We start from the raw sequence: 22,758 nt of genomic DNA, 5'->3' as shown, positions 1-22,758 counted from the left end.
AATCCCGCTTTAGAAGTTCACGCCGAGGAAGGTCTCGAGCTTCTCGACGACGAAGTCGAGCATTTCACGGGACAGCCCCGGATAAACACCGACCCAGAACGTCTGGTTCATGATGATGTCGGTGTTCGTCAGTTCGCCACTCACGCGATAGTTACGTCCGATCATGTACGGCTGACGGGTCAGGTTGCCGGCGAACAGCAGGCGCGTACCGATCTTGTTCTGATCCAGGTACGCAAGCAGGTCCACGCGACGGAAATCAGCCTCGGGCTTGAGCGTGATCGGGAAACCAAACCACGACGGGTCCGAATTCGGCGTTGCATGCGGCAGGATCAAGAATTCCTTGCAGCTTTGAAGCTTGTCATGCAGGTAGGCGAAGTTGTCGCGGCGCGCTTGTACGAAGCCTTCCACCCGTTCCATCTGCGCGAGTCCGCAGGCTGCCTGCATGTCGGTGATCTTCAGGTTATAGCCGAGGTGCGAATACGTGTACTTGTGATCGTAGCCTTCTGGCAGGTTGCCGAGCTTCCAGCAGAAACGCTTGCCGCACGTGTTGTCCTTGCCCGGCGCGCAATAGCAATCGCGGCCCCAGTCGCGGAACGATTCTGCAATCAGCTTCAGCTCCGGATTGTTCGTAAAGACCGCGCCGCCTTCGCCCATGGTGATGTGGTGCGCCGGATAGAAACTGATCGTACCGATATCGCCAAAGGTGCCCACCAGCTTGCCGTCGTACGTTGCGCCCAATGCGTCGCAGCAATCTTCGATCAGCCACAGGTTGTACTTCTTGCACAACGCGACGATTGTCTCGAGGTTGTACGGATTGCCAAGCGTATGCGCGAGCATGATCGCTTTCGTCTTCGGCGAGATGGCCGCTTCAATCTGGGTCGCGTCGATGTTGTACGTGCCAAGCTCCACATCGACAAAAACCGGGACCGCACCAAATTGCAGGATCGGGTTGACGGTGGTCGGGAAGCCCGCAGCCACGCCAATCACTTCATCGCCCGGACGGATGGCGCGGTCGCCGAGTCGCGGCGAGGTCAGCGTGGAGAAAGCGACCAGGTTTGCCGACGAACCCGAGTTCACGGTAATCAGGTAGTTCACGCCAATGAACTTGGCCAGCTTCTTCTCGAATTCGTCGTTGAAGCGACCGGTCGTGAGCCATGCATCGAGGGACGCGTGGACCATCGCTTCCATCTCGGGCGCACCGACTACCTTGCCCGCAGGCGGCACGACGGACGTGCCCGGTTCGAAGGCAACGGGTTGCGAAGCGATCTCGCCGTACTGCCGGACGAGCTGGATGATTTGTTCGCGAATCTGATCTTTAGTTGTCACGGTGGGTGCGGTCAAATTGGGTGTAGTTATCTATCTGGGCGAGCGTAAGGGCCTTCACGTCTTCGTTGCGAGTCGCTGCCTTATACCAGGCCACGATCGAGTCGAGGGTATGGTTCAGGTCCCAGCGCGGCCGCCAGCCGAGCCGCGCGCGCGCCTTCGAGCAGTCCAGCTTCAGGAACGTCGCTTCGTGCGGATGCTCGCCGCCGTCGAGACTCCAGCGCGCACCGTCGCCCCATTGGGACGTCAGCCGTTCAACGATCGCCTGCACGGGTTGCGCGTCCGAGTCATTGGGGCCGAAGTTCCACGCGTCGGCGAAATGCGGACCATCGGTGTAGAGCCTTTCAGCCAGGATCAGGTAACCGCTGAGCGGTTCAAGCACGTGCTGCCACGGACGGATAGCGTGTGGATTGCGGATGTTCACCGTCTCACCGCGCGAGATCGCACGCATGATATCGGGAATCAACCGGTCAGCCGCCCAGTCGCCACCGCCGATCACGTTGCCCGCCCGCCCGCTTGCCACGGCAACGCCGTGTTTCGCGTAAGTCGCAGGATTGAAGAACGAGTTCCGGTAAGCGGAGGTCACCAACTCAGCGCAGCCCTTGCTGCTGCTATACGGGTCATAGCCGCCCATTGCCTCGTTCTCGCGGTATCCCCACTCCCACTCGCGATTTTCGTAGCACTTGTCCGTCGTAACGATCACGACAGATCGCACGCCCGGCGCCTGCCGGATCGCATCGAGCACGTGAACCGTGCCCATGACGTTTGTTTCGTAGGTTTCCACGGGGGTCACATACGACTCGCGCACGAGCGGTTGCGCCGCCATGTGGATCACGATGTCGGGGCTGGCGTCCTTCATGGCTTTGGCCAGCAAGGCGCGATCCCGGATATCGCCGATGATCGATTCAATGCCGTCTTCCACGCGCCCGAGCGTGAACAAGTTGGGCGAGGTGTCCGGGGAGAGGGCAAAGCCCGTGACGCGGGCGCCGAGCGCCTGTAACCATAGCGTTAGCCAACTGCCCTTGAATCCCGTATGGCCGGTGAGAAAGACCTTCTTGCCGCGCCAGAACGCCTGGTCGACCATTACCACACCTTCCACGGCGCACGGCCGGTTCGCCAAAGCTCTTCGAGGTGGTTCTTGTCGCGCAGCGTGTCCATGGGTTGCCAAAAGCCCTCGTGCTCGAAGGCTGAAAGCTGGCCGCTATCGGCGAGCTTTTCGAGTGGTTCGCGTTCCCAGACGCAGTCATCATCCGGAATCAAGTCGATGACCTTCGGGGACAGCACGAAGAACCCTCCGTTGATCATGCCGCCGTCCCCTTTCGGCTTTTCCTTGAACGAACTCACTTTGTTGTCGTGTAGATCCAGAGCGCCGAAACGGCCGGGCGGGAAAGTGGCAGAGAGCGTGCCGAGCGTGCCTTGCTCCTTGTGAAACTTGAGCAGCGCAGCGATGTTGATGTTACTCACCCCGTCTCCGTACGTGAAACAGAACGCTTCCTCGTCTTTCACGAAGTGCTTGACGCGGCGCAGCCGTCCGCCTGTCATTGTGGATTCGCCCGTATCCACGAGCGTTACCTTCCACGGTTCGGCGTATTGCTGATGCACTTGCATCTCGTTCGTGCGCATGTCGAATGTTACGTCAGACATGTGAAGGAAATAGTTAGCAAAATATTCCTTGATTACGTAGCCTTTATAACCACAACAGATCACAAAGTCGTTCACACCATACGCGGAATAGATTTTCATGATGTGCCAAAGGATCGGCTTACCTCCTATCTCGATCATCGGCTTTGGGCGATTTAAGGTATCCTCAGAAATGCGTGTGCCAAGTCCACCGGCGAGAATGACTGCTTTCATTGAAATCCTGTGCTTTCTCTGATATTTTAAAAGCGCTGAAATTCGTGAAGCAATGGTTATATTTGCCCCGGCAGAAAAATCGCGCCGCTACTGTGCCGTTAGGCCACTAGATCTAGCCTCCTCTGCGCTTCGCCCAGCCATTGCGCTGCCGAGCAAAACAGCTTTCATTATAGGGTAGGTTTGTAGTCGACCGAACGTGGGTTTGCGAGAATGGATCGTCATTGCAACTGGCTTGCGGATGCGCTTGTGTCCGCTGGTTGCGGGCCAAGCAACACGTGCGATTTCTACGTGCGATAGCGTGGAACATCAAGGTTTAGGCAGCAAATGAACTGAGATTGCCTCTTGGTGATGATCTGTTGAGCAACTGCACTCGTTCGGTGTGGGCCCAAAGCTGGAGCAAGGTGCGCGTAATTAGTGCATGCTGTGTCGACTTCAATTTGAGTTTTCGATAATGCGGGTGTAACGACGGACACCGCACAAGCTGCAGTTGCGGGTGCGTTTGGCGTCACCCGGAGATCAATCGGTTGCGTTCTCACTGCCCTCTGGTCGTGAAGTATAGGCTTACTTGACTGCATGCCTTGAATTCGCAATCCGAGCGGTATCGGCCGCTTTGTCCACGTTGCAACCCGATTATCACATGGCAGTCTTTCCCGATCGGCTTATTGACCAGAACTCATCGCTGGCCGCGCCATTTGAAAAGTTGTTCATCTTGCGAGCGCAAGTTGAAACGCTACTTCGCTCAAGCGCGATACATATTCGATATTGTCGTTTGATCTTAAGGCTCATCTAGGTTCAATGAATATTTCAACAAGCCGCACTAGGCGCACTGCATCTTTCACAACCGCAACCATTCAGCGGTACGATTATATGAGCGAGATACGGGAATTCGATGCGTGTATCAAGTTGAATCGGAGAGTCGTTCGCATAACAATTAAATAAAATGATGCATTCAATCAGGATCAGCTCATTGAATACGTTTGAACTTGCCCTCGCGTGGACCGGATGGATATTTTAAGCCACACGAGTGATAGCAAAGAAGCTACGATTGTTTGGCTTTAAAAACCCACACTTGAGCACCGACGAAGTTAAAAAACATGGCGCAAACAGACCCGAACGCGAGTGGTACGATTGGGTACACTTTCAGCCCCGGAAAATAAAAAATCGAGAGCGCGAAAATCCCCAAGTTAATTAGCGCACCAATAACCTGAACTGTGAGGTAGCTAATATATTCGTTCGCTTTATTCGTCGTTGGAGCGTCCGACTTGAACACCCATCGTCTATTAAGCATCCACGTAACAAATACGGCTACAGTGAACGAAAAGAGGCGGGAGAGGTAAACGTTCATGCCCATGTTTGACGACAACAAAGTCAAAACACCGGCGTCAACAACGAAACCAACGCCCCCCACAATGCCGAAGCTGAAAATTTTCTTTAGAAACGTTCGGTTCATGACCGTTCACGCCGACTTTCATCGGTTACCGATCGCAAAAGAAACCTTTCCGCCGCCATGCGCTCCTGATGAACGACTGTGTCGAGGATGAGACCCACGCCAAAGATCATCATCGCAGCTACGCCGAGCGCGGAAGAGAGGATAGCGAGCGGCACATGATAAATGTAGCGATATGTTATCCAGTCGTCGAACACCGGTATCGCGGTCAACACACTTGTTATTATGAATAAGATCGTGAGTGTGCCAAAGAAGAATAGCGGGCGATAGTAGCGCAGGATTTGCGCTATGGCGAAAAGAACACGTGCTCCGTCCGGCAGCGTCTGCAGCTTTGAAACGCTTCCCACTGGCCGGTCCTTATATTCAACCGGTACCTCGACAATGCGGAAACGCTGATGTAATGCGTGAAGTGTCATGTCGGTTTCTATCTGAAATCCCTCAACCAGGATTGGATAAGATTTCACGAAACGGCGATTGAACACGCGGTAGCCACTCATGATGTCCGCTAGCTTCGCCCTGAAAAATCGATTAACAATTCCTTGCACCAAAGCATTCCCAAACCCGTGCAACGGCCGGTCGTTTTCTTGAGCGTAATGGCCGCCAGAGTGTCTGTCTCCCACCGTCATATCTGCTTCACCTGCCAGGATCGGTTGCATAAGGTCGTGCACCCGCTCAGCAGGATAGGTCATGTCCGCGTCAGCAAGGACGTAGATATCCGCATCGATCTCGATGAAGGCGCGCCGTAGCGCGTTTCCTTTTCCCTGTCGCCTCTCCGTGAGTACTGCTCCCCCGCATTTCAGTTCGCGCAGCGTAGACACGGCAATTGAATTCGTCGCATCCCTCGAGTTGTTGTCGATTACATAAATAGCTGCGTCAGGCAGTTGTGCATTGAACGCCCGCATTGTCTGGGCGAGAGTCGCCTCTTCGTTGTAGGCGGGAAGCACAACGGCTATCTGTTGTTTGCTGGAGTCGTTGAAGGATTTCATATATCTATCGGTTAAAAATCGGAGGCCGGTTGCGGCAAAACTTCGGACACCCGCATACGAAGGTAAGGCGTGCGGTAACCGGTTTCACGAAGGTGAACACACTAAGGCCGTTGTGGGACATCCAAGGTCATGCTTCACTTGCGGTCTGCCTAACGATAGGTTGTACCTCCCAGTAAAAGCTTTGACTCCTGCCGCCGAAACTTTCACTGCCGTCGCCGGATAAAATGTAATCTCACTACCTCTTACCGGATGGATCATCAAAAGGCGTACGCCCCAAGGCGCGGGCACCAATCGAAAATCCCTGATGGGAAAGAGCATTCGCCCGTCAATTGTCAGTCGATGCGCCCCGAAGTAGATATCCGGAAAGTCGCCTTCCAGGCCCTTCAGGTCGATGAAATCAATACTGTTCAAAGCACCTGACATATGGATCTTTACCTCCGGCGAGGAACCTTCGGAACTGACCACGCTGGCTGCCGGCGATTCGTTAGTCGAAAAGCGCAGTGAGCAGATCGCCAAGCCGAACACGCATATCGTACCGAGTCGAATCGCGACCGTGCGCGCCGAAAATTCCGTTATACCTAACCGACGCGACGAGACAAACGGCCATCGAACCAAAAGCCACGCAAACAACATCAAGTAAGGAAACATCCACTTGAAGTAATGGATGTTTTTATAACGCCAGACACCATTGGGAAGGAGGTCCCCGTAGGGAGCGTAAAGGCAAAAGTGGAGCACGATCGCCAGGGCGAGAACGCGCAGCAGCGCGTCACCGCGCACCAGAAACACAAGCAATCCGAGGATGGAAAGCAGTATCCACGGAAACTTTGAGACTATCGATGCACCTGGTTCCAGGAAGAATGTATTCGAATCAAAGAGAAGCGAAAAAGCCTTGCGTGGTAGTTCAGAGATGAAGTATCCGCTGCTGGTCGCAGTTGACTTCACATAGCCGCCAAGTGCGCTTCCGAAGACGTGGCTGTTATAGAAAGCGAAAAGACTAAGTCCAACTAGAAGTCCGAGGCCTAGCGCACCGCAAGTGAGCAACGTGCGCTGCCAACGGCTGGCGTTCGACAGTGATCGATCACACCTGAATTGCAAATACAGGTATGCCGGAAAGAAGATCGCGGCAAGGCCTGCGTCCACAGGCCTGAGAACCACCAGAAGCCCAAAGATCGCCGAGAAGCGAAAAGCGCTTAGAAAAACTTTAAACGAGTCTTGCGTCAGCGCGTCGTCGATTTGGTGGTCGAGTCGCACCAGCGTCAAAATCGTTATTGAATAAATCGCGATTGTTCCCGCTGTGGACCACGGAATTGCAAAGTTCTCCATGATCGTCCGGTTGAAATAAATTGCAACAGAGATGATCGCAAGCGTCTCGACACGCGAAATATACCGGGAAGCAAACCGCAGGAAGACATAGATGAATCCGACAAACGCTGCGCCGTTGAAAAAAAAGAATGGATGAACCGGCATCCAGCGATAAAACGAAGCACCTATCAACGGATAAAGCGGAGGATAGTAGTGGTGGCCAGGCGCGAAATCGTGTGCCAACCACGACCTCGCAGAGAGCAGATACTGCGATTGATCGAACCATCCCCACCACCCTTCCGGGTATTTAGCGTTGTTTCCCGGTAGATCAGGGTTCACCAGGTAAGCATAGGTATAGACGATCGCTGCTGACCACAAGAAAACCCATGTGGGTATGTCTTTTCGTCTCAGGCCATCAAACAATTTGTGTCGTGTATTTGAATGCATATCTATTCGTTGCGTTGGCGTCACCGCTGGTACCGGGCGCGGTGTTGGCATCAGTAATTGGGATGCAGCGGTATTTGTTGCCGCACTTGGACGCTCCATTCACCGGCGCGAAGCTGTCAGAAGCCGTTGATACAAGGTGACGTAAGCATTTACCATCTTGTCGGCAGTGAATATTGTCTCGAACCGCGCTCTAGAATTAACACCAAACCGTGCCGCCAACGTCTCATCTCTCCACAACCTCTCCATCGCGCTGCGCAGAGCCCCCGCATCACTAGCCGGCACCACCAGCCCCGTCTCTCCATCCACGTTCACAAACGACGTCCCGGTACCGATCTCCGTCGATATCATCGCCTTCCCGAACATCGCCGCTTCGAGCAGCGAGATCCCGAACGCCTCCGAGCGTAAATGCGACGGAAACGTCAGTGCCTGACAGAGCGTCAGCAGGGCGATTTTGTCGTCGTCGCCGACCGGCCCGACAAAATCTACATTGTTCAGCTTCAGCCGCTCCGCCTGCGCCCGCAGTTCCCGCTCGACGGGTCCCGACCCGATGATCACCACCCGGAAATCCGTCCCCGGCAGCGCATCGAGCAGCACGTGCAGACCCTTGTAATACCGGAGATTGCCGACGAACAAAAAAAACTTCGGTCCGGCGCGCTCACGCCAGTACCGCAATTTCTCGGCCGTCGGCGCCGCATACGACGTCTCGTCCAGCCCGATCGGAATCACCTCGACCTTGTCGCGATACTGCTGCAACACGTCGCTCGTCGCCAGATAGTTCGGCGACGTCGCCACGATCTTGTCCACGCTCGCGAGAAACCGGTCCCGCAGTGGCTTGTAAAACTGCAGCAACACCTTCTGCCGCACGATATCCGAGTGATACGTCACGATCGACGGCTTGTGCACGCGCGAAGCGAAGTGCACGACATCGGCGAACGGCCAGGGGAAGTGGTAGTGGATCAGGTCGGCGTGTTCGGCAAGCTCACGAAAACGCCTGAACGCGGCGAGCGAAAATGCCGACGACGCAATCTCGACATCCAGCTTCGCGCGATGATGCAGGTGATCGCCGAAGTCGACCGTGCTCGTGTCTTTGGACACGGTCAATACGTCGCTGGTCACGCCGCGTTTCGCGGCGCCCGAGCAAATCTGGCCAATGAGTTCTTCGACGCCGCCCATGGAATCAGGCTTGTACGTCTTATAGAAGTGTAAAACGCGCATAGATCCCGCTGAGGGGTGCCGGCGGTGTGTCCAGCCGGCGATAAAGCGAGCAAAGCGCCCGCCGCGCAAACAATTTTCTGCGGCGGCGGTGCTAAAAGACGCTACAGACGATCAGGCCGGCACGCGCCCATAAACGTCCTCGAAGCGGACAATATCGTCTTCACCCAGGTACTCGCCGCATTGCACCTCGATCAGCACGAGATCCATCACGCCCGGGTTGATCAGCCGATGCTTGTGACCAGCGGGAATGTAGGTCGACTCGTTCGGCTGCAGCGAGATGATCTGCTCACCGTTGACAATGTCAGCGCAGCCGCTCACCACGATCCAGTGCTCGCTGCGGTGATGGTGCATCTGCAGCGAAAGCTGTGCGTTTGGCTTCACGACAATGCGCTTCATCTTGAACCGATCGCCTTCCTCGAGCACGGTGTAGGTGCCCCACGGACGATGTACCGTCCGATGCAACCGGTACGCATCGTGATTGACCTTCTTGAGCTTCGCGACGATCTGCTTCACATCCTGCGCCCGCTCACGCGTTGCGATCAGCAGCGCATCGGCGGTATCCACCACGATCAAATCCTGCACGCCCACAGCACCAATCATGCGGCCGTCTTCACTCCGGATAAAGCAGTTGTCGACCTCGTACAGCTCGGCTTCGCCATGAATGCGGTTGCCGCGTGCGTCGGGTGCGGTGAGTTCGCTGATGGAGATCCACGAGCCAATGTCGCTCCAGCCCATCTCGCACGGCACCACATTGACGTTGTCCGAGCGTTCCATCACGGCATAGTCGATGGAAATGTCTTCCGCACGGGCGAATTGCGCGCCATCGAGTTCGACGGTGTAACCATCCTTCGATGTACTGCGCTTTGCATCGGCAACAGCAGCAACAGCCGGTTCCAGCACGGCCGGCGCGTACTTCCCGAGCTCAGCGAGCATGGTCTCGGCGGTGAAGCAGAAGATGCCTCCATTCCACAGATGCCGGCCGTCGGCCACGAGTTCTTCGGCCACGGACAACTGCGGCTTTTCCACGAACCGCACGACCTTGTGCACGGCGTCCGCGCCGGGCAGCGGTTTGCTTTCGAATTCGATGTAGCCGTAGCCTGTCTCCGGCTTCGTCGGGCGGATGCCGAACGTGACAATCCGGCCTTCCTGCGCCGCACGCGCGGCGTGCTGGACGGCCGCGCCGAACGCGACTTCGTCTTCAACGAGATGGTCCGCGGGCATTACGAGCATGATCGCGTCCGCGCCATGCTGCTGGCGCACGACTTCCGCCGCCACGCCGATAGCTGCCGCAGTGTTACGCGCAGCCGGTTCCAGGATGAAGCCAAGCTGGCTGACGTCCGAGTCGGCTTCAACGCACTCGTCTTTCGTCAGGAAATACGTTTCGCGATTCGTAACGATGACCACTTCATTTGCGCTCGCCACATGCGATGCGCGCAGAAACGTCTTTTGCAGCAGGCTCTGCCCATCGGCCAGTTTCAACAGCGGCTTAGGGAAGGCTTCGCGGGACACCGGCCACAGGCGCGTACCCGCGCCACCACAAATAATGACGGGAATGATGTTCATTGAACGGCTCGAAAATGGCTGAATTTGGGCAGCGAAGGGGCGATTTTAGCGGATTTCGCGCGGCTGGTACCCTGTTTCGGAACATCTCGTTACTGATGTTGCAGCAATCGAACCGGCCACGGCTCGCCTCTGGGCGAGGCTTTTGATATCGTGTATGGGTGAGTTCTATCGCTTGCTGCATAAGCTTTGCGAAGAGCCGATGTGTTAAATTTCGCGGCTGCGTCCGGGGTAGGAAAAGCGCGCTGAGCTGCTGCCAAGACAAGGTCTCCAGTAGGAAAATCTGTCCAATCGATCAGGAAAATAGGACAGATGCAGTGAGGCATCCATGTCATCAGGATAGGCGTTTCATGCGTTTGGTAGACATGAGCGGGCCATGAGTGCGGTAATAACGACCGTGCCTCAAGCGGCTTTCATCCTGATGGTAAGACTTTGAAACATATTCGCACGCAACGGTCGATGACGGGCTAAACCGCCATCGCAGACCTTCTTTTGCTTTTTTGTTTGTTCATTTGTTTGTTCACCAAGCCAACTAAACACTAACGCATGAAACTGCTCTTCGATCTCAACTCACTTCGTCCACCAAGGAGCGGCGTCGGCTATTACACGCAGCATCTGCTGGAGGGGTTGCGCGATGAGCCGGATGTGCAGGGACTGGCGGGCTGGGTGGGCGCGGAGCGTTTCGAAGGCGAGCGTTTGCATGCGCTCATGAACCAGCATGTCGCGTTGCGCAAGGGCGTGCAGTTCACCGACGGCATCGCGGCGAACGTGCTGCAGAAGGCCCGCAGCGTGCCGGGGCTGTATCGCGGCAGGACGATCGTGCGCGCGATCAAGTCGCGCGAAGTGCGCGCCGAGTTCGCCCGGAAAGGCTATATCTACCATGAGACGAACTTCGTGGCGTCGCGTTATAAAGGCCCGATGGTCGTGACCATTCACGATCTGTCGCACAGGCGGCATCCGGAATTTCATCCGCGGGTGGCAGTGGAATATCTCGACCGTGAGATTCCGAAGACGCTGCGGCAGGCGCAGATCGTGATTGCGGACAGTCACCACACGAAGAACGATATCGTCGATATCTACGGCGTGCCCGAATCGAAGGTCGTCACCATTCATCTGGGCGTTGAAGCGGCGTTTCAGCCGTATTCAGCAGAATCGTGTGCTGAGACGCTCGCCGCTCTCGGCTTGAAGCATCGGGGATTCGTCTTGTCGGTCTGCACGCTGCAGCCGCGCAAGAATCTGCTGCGGCTGGTCGAAGCGTTTGCACAGCTGCCCGCAGAGATGCGCAGCGCCTTTCCGCTCGTGCTGATCGGCGCGGATGGATGGAAGAATTCCGCGCTCATGCGCGTGATCGAACCGCTCGCGCGTGACGGCCAAGTCGTCGTTCCCGGCTACGTGCCGCGGGAAAATCTACTGAAGCTGTATGCATCGGCGGCATTGTTTGCTTATCCATCGCTGTTCGAGGGCTTCGGCTTGCCCGTCGCCGAAGCCATGGCGAGCGGCGTGGCCGTGCTGACATCGAACCTGACCTCGTTGCCGGAAGTCTCGGCGGGGGCCGCGTGGGAAGTGGACCCGTATTCCATTGATGACATCGCGGCCGGCATGGAGCGCCTGCTCGGCGATCCGGCTCTGCGCGATGAACTCATCGCGAAGGGTTTGCGGCGCGCCGCGGATCTCACCTGGGAAGCGACTGTGGCCCAGACGTGCGCGGTGTATCGCGGATTGTCGGCATGAAGCTGCGGAGATCGCTTTCATGCGAGTAATCGTCACAGGGGCCAACGGGTTTGTGGGGCGCGCGACCTGCGCGGCGCTCTGCGATGCGGGTCACGACGTGACCGCGCTCGTGCGCCGGCCGGGAGGCTGCAAGCCGGGCGTACACGAACAAGTCATCGCCGACGATAACTTCGCCAGTCTTACAGCGTTGCCTCCTGCCGATGTGCTCATTCATCTTGCCGCACGTGTTCATGTCATGAAGGACAGCGCCGTCGATCCGCTCGGCGAGTATCGCGCGGTCAATGTGGAGGGCTCGCTGAACGTGGCGCGAGCGGCGTCGCGCGCGGGCGTGACGCGGCTGGTTTATATAAGCAGCATCAAGGCGTTGGGTGAAGGCGAACCGGGCCGGCCGTGGCGTGAGGACGATCCGCCGGCGCCCGCAGATCCTTACGGCATCACGAAGCTCGAAGCTGAACGGACGCTTGCAGGGTTTGGCCGTGAGCAGGGGATGGAAGTGGTCGTGCTGCGTCCGCCGCTGGTCTATGGTCCGGGAGTGCGAGCCAATTTCGAACAACTGATGCGAGCGGTGGAACGCGGCATTCCGTTGCCGCTTGGTGCTATCGATGCTCGCCGCAGCATGGTCTACGTGGGCAATCTCGCCGATGCGATCTGTTTCGTGGCGACGCGTCCCGAGCCGACGAACGGCGTGTTCCATGTCACCGACGGCGACGATCTCAGCGTCGCGCAGATGATCCGGTCACTCGCCAAGGCTTTCAATAAGCCCGCGCGATTGCTGTCTGTACCCGCGTCATGGTTGCGCGCAGCGGGAGCACTGACGGGGCGCACGCCTCAGGTCGAGCGACTGACAAGCCCGCTGCGCATGGATAGCACGCGTCTGCGGACCGGCCTCGGCTGGACGCCGCCCACCACGGTGACAGAAGGCATCGCGCGGACGGTACGTGCATTCCAGGAGGCGCGCCAATGACGCCGCTGACGCCCATGCCCATGCTCTTGTTCGTCGCTGTTGGAATCGCGTGCGTGGTGTGTGCGGGGATTTTGCTGCTGCTGTTGCGTACGGGCTGGGCCTGGGACATAGCCGTCGATATCCCGAACCACCGGTCGTTGCACGTGCGCCCGGTGCCGCGTGTGGGCGGCTGGGGAGTGATGCCGGCCATGCTGCTCGCCGTTGCATTGTGCGCGCCATCCTTCGGCTGGATCGCGCTCGGCGCATTGCTGCTGGCCATCGTGTCCCAGGTCGACGACCGGCGCGGCTTGCCGGCCCGTGTGCGCTTCGCTGCGCACCTGATTGTGGTCGCTGCGGCCATTGCATGGAGTTCAGTGAGCATTGCCTGGTGGCTCGCGCTGCTTGCCGTCGTGGCGCTTGTCTGGGTCGTCAATCTTTACAATTTCATGGACGGTTCGGACGGTCTCGCGGGCGGCATGGCGGTGTTTGGTTTCGGTTTTTACACAGTCGCAGCGCTGGTTTTGCAGCCAACGCTTGCCGTGGCTGCGGCGGCGATAGCCGGCGCAGCATTTGGCTTCTTGATTTTTAACCATCATCCGGCCAAGATATTCCTTGGCGATGCCGGTTCTATCCCGCTTGGTTTCCTGGCAGGGGCGCTGGGCTTCTGGGGCTGGCAGCACGGCGTCTGGCCGATTTGCTTCCCCGCGCTGGTGTTTGCGCCTTTCGTCGCCGATGCCACCGTGACCCTTGCGCGCCGTCTCGCGCGGGGCGAGAAAGTCTGGCTCGCGCATCGCGAGCATTATTATCAGCGTTTGGTGAGACTGACTGAAAGCCACATCCGCGTGGCTATGGCGTATTACTTGCTCATGTTAGGCAGCGGTTGCGTAGCGCTCTTAGCACTTCGCGTGCCGCCCGCGGTCCAATGGACCTTGTTCGGGGCGTGGTACGTTGTTCTGGCCTTGGTTGGCTGGCAGATCGACCGCCGTTGGCGGCAATTTATCCTCACTCAAGGTAACGATAACGATGCGAATTAAGCCTTCGTTGCTCTCGATTGCGGCATTCGGCTTCGACCTCGTGGCTGTCGCCGTGGCGTGGCTCGCCGCGTATGCGCTGCGCTTCAATGGCGCGGTCCCTGACGATTTCTGGCACGGCGGCATCAATGCGCTGGTGTGGGTCGTGGTGATCTACGGGCTGATGTTCCGGATCTTCGGGCTGTATCGCGGCATGTGGGTGTTTGCAAGCCTGCCTGACCTCATGCGCATTTCCAAGGCGGTCGCCACCGGCGCGCTGATCGTGATGATCGGCGCGGCCATGCTGCAACCTTCGCCCATCATTCCCCGCTCTGTGCTGATTGTGTCGCCGCTGCTGCTGTTCATGGGAACGGGCGGGTCGCGCGCGCTTTATCGTGCGATCAAGGAGTTTTATCGGTACGGCGGCTTGATCGGCCAAGGCAAGCCGGTGATCGTGCTGGGAGCGGGTACGGCGGGAGCAAATCTCGTGCGCGAGTTGGCACGTTCGAGCGAATGGCGTCTTGTCGGTCTGCTCGACGACGACCCCGCTAAACGCGGTCGTGAAATCTTGGGCCACAAGGTCCTGGGGACGATGAGCGAACTGCCGCTTTGGGCAGACCAGCTCAAGGCCGATACGGCGATCATCGCGATTCCGTCGGCATCGGTGGATGCGCAACGGCGTGTCGCCACCATGTGCGTTCGCGCCGGCGTCAAGGCGATGGTCCTGCCTGCGCTCACCGTGCTCACGCAAGGCCAGGCATTCCTCTCACGCGTTCGCCAGATTGATCTGGAAGACTTGCTCGGCCGCGATCCGGTGAAGATCGACATGCCGCATGTCGAAGCATTGCTGCATGGGCGCGTGGTGATGGTGACCGGGGCAGGCGGCTCGATTGGTTCGGAGTTGTGCAGGCAGATCCTGCGCTTCTCGCCGGCGCAACTGGTGGCCTACGACCTGAGCGAATACGCGATGTATTTGCTCATAGAAGAATTGCATGAGCGGTTTCCGGATCTGTCGGTGATCCCGGTGATTGGCGATGCCAAGGATTCGCTATTGCTCGATCAGACCATGTCGCGCTTTGCTCCGCATATCGTGTTTCACGCGGCCGCGTACAAGCATGTGCCATTGATGGAAGAGCAGAACGCGTGGGCGGCGGTGCGCAACAACGTGCTGGGCACGTTGCGCGTGGCGCGCGCGGCGATCCGTCATCAGGTCAGCCATTTCGTGCTGATCTCCACCGATAAAGCCGTCAACCCGACCAACGTGATGGGCGCAAGCAAGCGCCTGGCCGAGATGGCGTGTCAGGCGTTGCAGCAGACTTCGCCACGAACGCAGTTCGAGACGGTGAGATTTGGCAATGTGCTGGGCAGCGCGGGCAGCGTGATCCCGAAGTTCCAGCAGCAGATTGCGAAGGGCGGGCCGGTGACGGTCACGCATCCGGAGATCACGCGTTTCTTCATGACGATTCCCGAAGCTGCGCAGCTCGTGTTGCAGGCGTCGAGCATGGGTCGGGGTGGCGAGATCTTTATCCTCGATATGGGTGAGCCGGTAAGGATCGTGGATCTGGCGCGCGATCTGATTCGCTTGTACGGATTTTCGGAGGAGCAGATCCGGATCGTGTTCACGGGCTTGCGTCCGGGCGAGAAGCTGTACGAAGAATTGCTTGCCGACGACGAAACGACCACCCGCACGCCGCATCCGAAACTGCGGATCGCGCAGGCGCGCGAAGTGCCGAATCACTTCCTTGATGAACTGCTGCCGTGGCTGATGCAGCATCGCGTGCTGGCTGACGAAGAAGTGCGGCGTGACCTGCGTCGCTGGGTGCCGGAGTATCAGACGACCATGCCGCCGAAGTTGACTAGCGTGCAATCGGTTCGAAACGGTTGAGGATACTCAAAGCAGATGTGTTGCGGCTGCTGGTCAAGGGAGCGCAAATGCCGAATCGAATGACCCCGATTCCGCAGCCTGCTTCAACGCGCATGCATCTCACCACGCAGTTTCGCGGCGAAGGTATTTCGCACGCTCCCTCTCGCATGCGAGTGCCAACGGATTGCTTGCGCACGAATCCCTAAAGCGCGGAAGGCGGGCAGGACAAATCGGCGATGCTAGCTACAACGCGCTCTGTTGCCGCGAGCTTGACGATTCTCCTGCCTGAATAAATCTACCGAAGCGCCACTGTAGCGAAGTACTGGTCGCGCACGACCACGAACTTTGGATCGGCCTGAAGCTGGTCGAGGACGCTTGCAAAACGTGCCTTCGCCGCCTCCACGCTTGCCCCTGTCGGAGGCCATTCGTGCGCGTCCCAAAGCAGATCGACGAAGGGCAGCACGACGTAATCCGCATCATGCGCCTTGAGCGTTTGCTCGATCGCCGCGCCAAGATGCGCCGGGTCGCTGGCGAATAGCGCCTGAATGTCTGCAGGCCATCCTGATTTTGCGATCTCGACGTTCTTGTCTCCACCCGCGTTATACGTCTTCGCATTGGCTTTAGCAGCGAGATACCCGGCAAGAAAGTCGTTGCCCTGAGGCACGAAGGCAACCAGGCTGCCCGGTGGTATCTGGCGTTTGAACGATGCCACCAAGGTCGCATCGATATTCAGCAACGATTCCCGCCAATGATGCGGAGCCCTTAGTTTCAAGCGCTCGACTATTGGATTGACGACCGAAGCTGGTGCGCTCACGCCATGTTTGGGAAGATTGCATATCACCGTCAGCAAGACGAGGGCAAGCGCGATGCCCGTTCGGCCGCGCCGATCAAGTTCTCCGATCAGCATCGCAAACAGCGCCCATAGTCCAACGAGACCCATGGCCATCCATCGATAGCTCGCACGCATATTCCTGAACCCCGGAACGTGCTCGGAGATAAACCCGCTGCCGGTCGGCATGATCGCGCTGCTGGCCGGCATAAGCGGAGAAAAATGTGCCGCGACGATATCGGCATGGGGCCGCAACGAGTGAATCTTCAGGGACGGCCCCAGGGAAAAGTAGACTCCGACGATTGTGATGAGGAGGAAGGCAAGCGCATATTTTTGCCGCCTGGCGACGTATAGCCCAACGCAGCCGAACAAGCCGACGAACAAAGAGAACGTCGTTGTCCACACCGAGGGATCGCCGTAGTAAAACGCGTCGTTTCGGTCCAGGCCAATACCCAGGTGATCCCAAAGCCAGAACAGTCCTCTGGTCGGAAAGATGAGCATGGTTACGTCGACGCCCCAACCACGGAAAAAGTCGAGCGGTTCGGGAGGCGTGTTCGTAAAGCCAAGGAACAGTGCATACAGGAAATACGCTACTGCAAACCCGAGGGCACAAATCGGCAAACTCACTTGCACGACCCGTCTCAGTTTACTGCGGTCGGACAGGCCCTCGTAGGCGAGAAAGATTGCGGTTGCCAGCGCAAACATCACGAACGTATAGCCGTCCATGAACACGGACAAAATCGCGGTGACTGTGAAGCCGGCAGCCGTGGCAACGAGCGTACCCATTCGAGTGCTGTCGATCCGGCAGACCCGCAACGATTGGTTCAAGTAGAAGGGAAGCAATGCGATGCCTATCGACAGCATCGAGTAGCCGGCATGCGCCCAAATCATCGGCATGGTGAGCCATACAGCGGCGGCAAGGAATGCAGCGCGGTAGCGCAGCCCGATCTGCTGCGCGCATTGAATCGCACCCCAGGCTGCTACGGCCAGGAAGCCGATAGTCATGATTGAGTAGGCGTCGGTCGCGCGAAGTGTCGTGACACGCAACAACACCGCTTCCACCAATGCCCCCGGCAAGCCAAAGGCGATGGACGCAGGACGCGGATAACCGAAGTTATGCGCAAAGATGCTGAACCAGCCATCGTTCGCGAAAGACTGAGCAAATGACGATACCCAGATAAGCTGGCCAATCATTGGCGCTGAATAGAACGGAATCGATCCGTAGACTCCTGCGACAAGTGCAACGAGCACGATCAGGCCCAGCGCCTTCATTCCAAAATCGCGTCGGGTGCGGACGCCAGATCCGGGTGTTGTCATAGTTGCTTTACCGGTAAGGGTTATGAGCCTGCGTCACGCCGTTTTCCCAAGCAACCCCGTGGGCCGCCCTGAAAAGCACACCGACGCCGCGAGAAAGAAAATCAGATCGCCCGCCGCGGTGACGAGTCGTCCGATGAGAATGATCTCGAGCAGATCCGCTTGCCCGAGAACGTCGCGCAACAAAAAAAACAGGACCGCCTCGCGAACGCCGACTCCCGCCGGCGCCCCGGGCGTAACTAGTCCGATGAGCCACGCGACCACGTACGCTCCGGCGATGGGAAGCCAATTCCATTCACCGCCCAAAAGCTTGAACAACGTGGCGAAGATGATGCCGGAGAGGCCGAGAAACGCGAGCTGTAGCGCAGCGGCCCTTGCCAGGTCGGCACTGAATCCGCGGCGGATGATCGCGATGGCGCCGCCTGCCGCACACGCAAACACAAGCAGGGCCGCCCATACGGGCAGGGGAAGGAACAATGGAATCGTCCACAGAACGAACAGTGCGGCCATGACGGCTATCGTGCCGAGTTCCCATACGAGCGACTTCCCGAGCGGCCATTGCGGCAAGCCGGCCGAGGCGCCGAGTGCTTGCCGTCCAGCGAGGTGAAACACATTGCCTGGAACATATTTGGCGAGCTGGGATACGCCATATGCCCAGATGGCCCAGTCACGGCGGACCGTCACGCCGAGATGCCTCAGGATGTCCCGCCACGCTACCGCCAGAAGAAAGCCGGATGCGCCGTACAGAAGCGCCAAGGCTGCAATGCCGAACCACTGCCCCATGCCGATACGGTTCATCGGCACTCGATGGCCATAGTCAATCAGCTTCACCGCAACAAATGCAACGCCTAGAATGCCTAGCGCACTGCCGCCCCAGGACAGAGCGCGCTTCAACGTTGGATTCATCTCGGACGGGGTGCGCCGGGCACGCGGCACAAGAGCATGGTCCAGGGTAACGGTGCGCGGATTTCGAGGATATCGAAGTACTCGGCCACGAGGGTTTTGAACGCCGACGCCGACCATCGCTGGATATGTCCGGGTGTATTTCCGCCGCTCATCAGGTACTTGCCCCGCGCCAGGTTCAATACGCTCCAGATCGGCTCGCGCGGCACACTGACAATGACGTATTCCTTTGCTGCAGCCTGCAGCGCACGTAGCGCGTCTTCGGGATGCTCGAGATGCTCCAGCACTTCGCAGCAAATGATCAGCTCAGGTTTCGTTGTCCGAAGGGGTAGTTCATAGATGCTTTCCACGGAAAACAGATCAGACGCCATGCCCCGTTCCAAAGCATTGGCGCGCGCCAGTTCGATTACCTTTCCAGAGAAATCGCTGCCTGTGGATGCAATGCCCTGGTCCGCCCATCGCATGACCCAATATCCTTCGCCACATCCGACTTCATGGATGGATAGAGGGGAAACCTTACCAACGAGCTCGGTCAGTGAATTTTCGAAGCCCTGCATGAGCCGCCGGACGATGATATTTCTCGATCCGTATTTGTCGTAGGTATTTCCCACGACCGTACCGTTCTCGACCATTCCCTGCGAGATTTTCATCAACGAGTGCCTGCTTTATTCCGGTTCAGATCAAGAACGTGTGGCCGCGCGCGGTTTTCCCGGCGATGCGGCACGGCCAGAGCAAACGTGTTCTCACCGCGACTGGATACGACGGGCTCCGCGCACTTCGCGGTGTAGCGGATATCTTCCAGAAGCTTCCGGTTGGTCGCGAGCAGTTCAGCGAGCACCGCTGCCAAGAGGGTCTGAATACCCATGCCGGCAAGAATAGACGCGAGAATAAGCGACTGGACATGGCCTTGCCCGTCGCCGTTTATATATAGTACGAGGAATCGCAGTCCAGGCACGAACGACGCGGCGAGCAGGGCAGCGCCAAGTGTGCCGAAGAAACGGCCGGGCCGATAAATAACGAAGATCCGGCAAATGGTAAGCATCGACCTGAATACGTACGACGGGACGCTTTTAACAAGCCGCGACGGCCGCATGTCCGGATTCACTCGAATTGGTACGGAGACGACCGCCATGTTCTTCTGGCCAGCCTGGATGATTGTCTCGAGGGTGTACGTATAGTCGCTGAACACGGTGAGACGCTGGGCAGCATCTCGACTGAACGCCCGGAATCCGCTCGCCGCATCTTCCACCGTCGTGCGGCTTGCTGTTCGAACAACCCAGCTACCTAGCTTTTGAAGGAATTTTTTCGCGGCGGAGAAGTGCGCTATCTCGGCAATGGGCCGCGCGCCGATCACTATTTCTGCAACGCCGTCGCAGATCGGTTCAACCAGCGCGGGAATATCGCGGGCGTCGTATTGGTTATCTGCGTCGGTATTAACGATGACGTCCGCACCCAACCGTACCGATGCCTCAATGCCCGTCATGAAGGCGCGGGCAAGTCCTTGGTTGCTGGTATGGCGTACGACGTGATGCGCGCCATTGCGGCGCGCGACGGCAGCCGTATCGTCGGCACTTCCGTCGTCAATGACCAGCCACTCCACCTTGTTGAAGCCTTTGACCTGGCGTGGTAGAGCGGCGAGCGTAATCGCAATGCTTTCTGCTTCATTGAAGCACGGTATTTGGATAATCAACTTCATCGTCAAACCTGCGGAAGGACGCGAACCGTTATGGCTCGTGATTTCGTTGTTGCGGCAATTTAAAGGTGCTGCGGTGAACCGGCTGTTCAGCCTCAGGACGGTTTCTCACGCCAGACCCTAAAAATTTACGGGCGCACTTTAAAGCAAACTGAATTCGACGCCTAGTCATCTGCATGCAGCGATTCGGTCGTCATGTAATAACTATTGCTCCAGCGTCCCACTAATTGAATTTACTCAGGCTTTGTGGTATAGCGTGACAGGCTAGAAATAGCGCCTCTCAAGTCGACCGTGCTCGTACTGAATGTGTAACAAAGAAGCATTTTTTACCTCATTCTGTGGCGGTAACTTGCAATTACTGCTGCGTCGAAAACCTTTCCAAACGTTTCCAAACCTTTCCCGAGGCCGCGCTGACGGCGTCAGTATTGATGGTATTTAAAGATTGGAGTCTAAGCATTAGCACTGCTTGACATTTGATTCTGTCTCAAAATTAGCATATTTGTACGAAGGGATGATGAGTGCGGGATTATCTAAAGTATCGATCTTAGCCAATTGTAAGGATAACAGGAACAAAATTCATCGCCAATTTAGACCGGCTTGCCCAGTAATAATCCGTAACCAATAATCGTGACAAATGTGAAGAAAGCGGAAACACCAATATCGACAGTACGCTCGCGGTATCGCATTGGCATTGAGAGCCGGCGTATCACCTTCAACTGGTATTTTTGAGATTCTGTTTGGCATAATGTTTGCTTTTTCGTTTTTAACTATATGTTCACCGCATAGTTCGGTATGGAGAGGCCGATTTGGGTGTGCGAAATGAGATCGGCGCGCCGATAGATGCTCGATGACGTCGCTATCTGTCGCACGTTTCGAAATACCTGAAGGTATTGGCGGATGACTCGATATAAAGTATAAAGCTTCGTTACTGTCGGTCGGCGCATTCGCGTTCGATATGTGCGCCGTCGCCGGCACGTGGCTGATGGCCTACGAGATCCGTTGCAATGGTTCGGTTCCGGGCGACTTCCTGCACGGCGTGTTCGCAACGCTCGTGTGGGTGTTGCCTGTCTATGCCGTGATGTTTCGTGTGTTCGGGCTGTATCGCGGCATGTGGGTGTTCGCTAGCCTGCCAGACCTCATGCGAATTTCCAGGGCGGTCACAGGTGGTGCGCTGGTCGTAGTGGTTGGCGCGGGCATGTCGCAGCCCATGCTGCGAAGGGCGGGCCGGTGACGGTCACGCATCCGGAGATCACGTGTTTCATCATGACGATTCCCGAAGCTGCGCAACTGGTGTTGCGGGTGTCGAGATCTTTATTCTGGATATGGGTGCGCCGGTAAGGATCGTGGATCTGGCGCGTGACCTGTGTCGCTGGGGGCCGGAATATCAGACAACCATGCCGCCGAAGTTGCAGAGCGTTCAGTCGGTTCAAAGCGGTTGAATTTAGTTAGCCGCTGATGCGCTGCTCCTGCTAGTCAACAGCGTGGCAACCGAGTCTAACATGCCAGATCGGTGAGCGAAGCGTGTGCGATTAATCGAGTGGTATGGCTCGACGGAGCAGGACCTTCGCGCACCCCATCTCGCGACCCATCCATGTGCCAACAAAAAGCGTTGAAGCGAGTAAGGTGTGCGGGGCTAACCGGCGGCTCACTTGACGCGCTCCGTCAAAGCGCGCTCAACATTCGTCTCCATAAGAAACCACCGCCGCGCGATTACTGCGAAATACTGGTGGCGCCACACCACGAACCTTGGCTCTACATTTAGCTGGTCCAGTGCGTCGGCGAAACTTGCTTTCACCATTTCCATAGTCGCGAAGTATCGGGCGAGCATGCAGCTGACCTTCACATCGCGCCGTCCGTTCAAGCGAAGCGAGGGCGCCTAGTGGCGCCCCGCTGAGAAGCGGACCGTGGTGGGCAGGGCTTTTTACTTCTCCCAGCCGTGATGGTAATCATCGCCGCTCTCATTCGTAACCGGATGACCCCGTTCATATCTGCCCACTGACCTTCGGTCCGTTCCTCTGTCCCTTCGCGATTTTCGCCGTGCTTGCTTCGCCGATTCGCCCTGCGGGCGACGATGGCATGCCACGGCTTCTTTTGCCCAATATTTTAACCTAAGCGATTGATTTTAAACATTTTGCGGAATGATCGCAAATTTAGGTTTACGCCTTAAAAGACGTAAATATTCGTTTTTTTTATAACGTTATAAGACGTGGAAAATCTTTGCGATCACAGATGCATAAATCGCCATCAACTACTGGTGTGACCGACGGGCTTCATGATCCACTGTGCGCGATGCCTTAGCGCGTGCGTGCTCGCAGATGGTTACGGCAAGATAATTAA

At 57.3% G+C, this 22,758-nt stretch carries 16 protein-coding genes and 2 pseudogenes; 6 read left to right on the top strand and 12 right to left on the bottom strand.

The window, feature by feature from the left end:
- Nucleotides 1-9: 9 nt before the first annotated feature.
- From rfbH to ACSOSP_RS09470, 8 genes are all read right to left on the bottom strand, one after another.
- A complete protein-coding gene (gene rfbH / locus ACSOSP_RS09505) occupies nt 10-1,326 on the bottom strand; it encodes a lipopolysaccharide biosynthesis protein RfbH (RefSeq protein ID WP_455305992.1) in 1,317 nt (438 codons plus the stop codon).
- Entirely contained in the window at nt 1,316-2,407 is a 1,092-nt protein-coding gene (rfbG, locus tag ACSOSP_RS09500; RefSeq protein WP_455305990.1) for a CDP-glucose 4,6-dehydratase, read from the bottom strand. Before rfbG ends, rfbH begins: the two co-directional genes overlap by 11 nt.
- Nucleotides 2,407-3,177 (bottom strand): glucose-1-phosphate cytidylyltransferase, encoded by a 771-nt coding sequence (rfbF, locus tag ACSOSP_RS09495; protein WP_455305988.1) that lies wholly within the window; start codon nt 3,175-3,177, stop codon nt 2,407-2,409. Before rfbF ends, rfbG begins: the two co-directional genes overlap by 1 nt.
- 1,039 nt (nt 3,178-4,216) lie before the next feature.
- Entirely contained in the window at nt 4,217-4,627 is a 411-nt protein-coding gene (locus tag ACSOSP_RS09490; protein ID WP_455305986.1) for a GtrA family protein, read from the bottom strand.
- Nucleotides 4,624-5,610: a glycosyltransferase family 2 protein gene (locus ACSOSP_RS09485; protein ID WP_455305984.1), complete on the bottom strand. Its 987-nt coding sequence runs from the start codon at nt 5,608-5,610 to the stop codon at nt 4,624-4,626. The genes ACSOSP_RS09490 and ACSOSP_RS09485 overlap by 4 nt, the downstream gene beginning before the upstream one ends.
- Before the next feature lie 84 nt (nt 5,611-5,694).
- The gene (locus tag ACSOSP_RS09480; protein ID WP_455305982.1) at nt 5,695-7,458 is read right to left on the bottom strand and encodes a hypothetical protein; all 1,764 of its coding nucleotides are present in this window, start codon (nt 7,456-7,458) and stop codon (nt 5,695-5,697) included.
- Nucleotides 7,459-8,574, bottom strand: a complete 1,116-nt coding sequence (locus tag ACSOSP_RS09475; protein WP_455305980.1) for a glycosyltransferase family 4 protein — start codon at nt 8,572-8,574, stop codon at nt 7,459-7,461.
- A 111-nt stretch (nt 8,575-8,685) separates the two neighbouring features.
- A complete protein-coding gene (locus ACSOSP_RS09470; protein ID WP_455305978.1) occupies nt 8,686-10,137 on the bottom strand; it encodes a mannose-1-phosphate guanylyltransferase/mannose-6-phosphate isomerase in 1,452 nt (483 codons plus the stop codon).
- A 543-nt stretch (nt 10,138-10,680) separates the two neighbouring features.
- Between ACSOSP_RS09470 and ACSOSP_RS09465 the strand changes: the two genes are divergently transcribed.
- From ACSOSP_RS09465 to ACSOSP_RS09450, 4 genes are read left to right on the top strand one after another with little or no spacing between them, the layout of a single operon-like run.
- Nucleotides 10,681-11,865: a glycosyltransferase family 4 protein gene (locus ACSOSP_RS09465; protein WP_455305976.1), complete on the top strand. Its 1,185-nt coding sequence runs from the start codon at nt 10,681-10,683 to the stop codon at nt 11,863-11,865.
- Between the two features lie 19 nt (nt 11,866-11,884).
- Nucleotides 11,885-12,829 (top strand): UDP-glucose 4-epimerase family protein, encoded by a 945-nt coding sequence (locus tag ACSOSP_RS09460; RefSeq protein ID WP_455305974.1) that lies wholly within the window; start codon nt 11,885-11,887, stop codon nt 12,827-12,829.
- Complete coding sequence (locus ACSOSP_RS09455; protein WP_455305973.1) at nt 12,826-13,842, top strand: MraY family glycosyltransferase; 1,017 nt, start codon at nt 12,826-12,828, stop codon at nt 13,840-13,842. Before ACSOSP_RS09460 ends, ACSOSP_RS09455 begins: the two co-directional genes overlap by 4 nt.
- Nucleotides 13,832-15,703 carry a polysaccharide biosynthesis protein gene (locus ACSOSP_RS09450; protein WP_455310786.1) on the top strand — a complete coding sequence of 624 codons (1,872 nt, stop codon included), beginning with the start codon at nt 13,832-13,834 and terminating at the stop codon, nt 15,701-15,703. The genes ACSOSP_RS09455 and ACSOSP_RS09450 overlap by 11 nt, the downstream gene beginning before the upstream one ends.
- A 274-nt stretch (nt 15,704-15,977) precedes the next feature.
- Here ACSOSP_RS09450 and ACSOSP_RS09445 read toward each other — a convergent pair whose 3' ends face one another.
- The 4 genes from ACSOSP_RS09445 to ACSOSP_RS09430 form a co-directional block, all read right to left on the bottom strand.
- Nucleotides 15,978-17,783 (bottom strand): hypothetical protein, encoded by a 1,806-nt coding sequence (locus ACSOSP_RS09445; protein WP_455310785.1) that lies wholly within the window; start codon nt 17,781-17,783, stop codon nt 15,978-15,980.
- Nucleotides 17,784-17,861: 78 nt separating this feature from the next.
- Nucleotides 17,862-18,731: a hypothetical protein gene (locus ACSOSP_RS09440; RefSeq protein WP_455310784.1), complete on the bottom strand. Its 870-nt coding sequence runs from the start codon at nt 18,729-18,731 to the stop codon at nt 17,862-17,864.
- A complete protein-coding gene (locus ACSOSP_RS09435) occupies nt 18,728-19,378 on the bottom strand; it encodes a class I SAM-dependent methyltransferase (protein WP_455310782.1) in 651 nt (216 codons plus the stop codon). The genes ACSOSP_RS09440 and ACSOSP_RS09435 overlap by 4 nt, the downstream gene beginning before the upstream one ends.
- Nucleotides 19,378-20,424, bottom strand: a complete 1,047-nt coding sequence (locus tag ACSOSP_RS09430; RefSeq protein WP_455310910.1) for a glycosyltransferase family 2 protein — start codon at nt 20,422-20,424, stop codon at nt 19,378-19,380. The genes ACSOSP_RS09435 and ACSOSP_RS09430 overlap by 1 nt, the downstream gene beginning before the upstream one ends.
- Nucleotides 20,425-21,376: 952 nt before the next feature.
- Between ACSOSP_RS09430 and ACSOSP_RS09425 the strand changes: the two are divergent.
- A pseudogene (locus tag ACSOSP_RS09425) lies at nt 21,377-21,628 on the top strand (polysaccharide biosynthesis protein); the annotation flags it as partial.
- A 5-nt stretch (nt 21,629-21,633) separates the two neighbouring features.
- Nucleotides 21,634-21,791 (top strand): annotated as a pseudogene (locus tag ACSOSP_RS09420) (polysaccharide biosynthesis protein); the annotation flags it as partial.
- Nucleotides 21,792-22,758 lie beyond the last annotated feature (967 nt).

It is taken from the genome of Caballeronia sp. KNU42, assembly GCF_053760385.1.
This window is presented reverse-complemented; position numbering and strand designations above follow the sequence as displayed.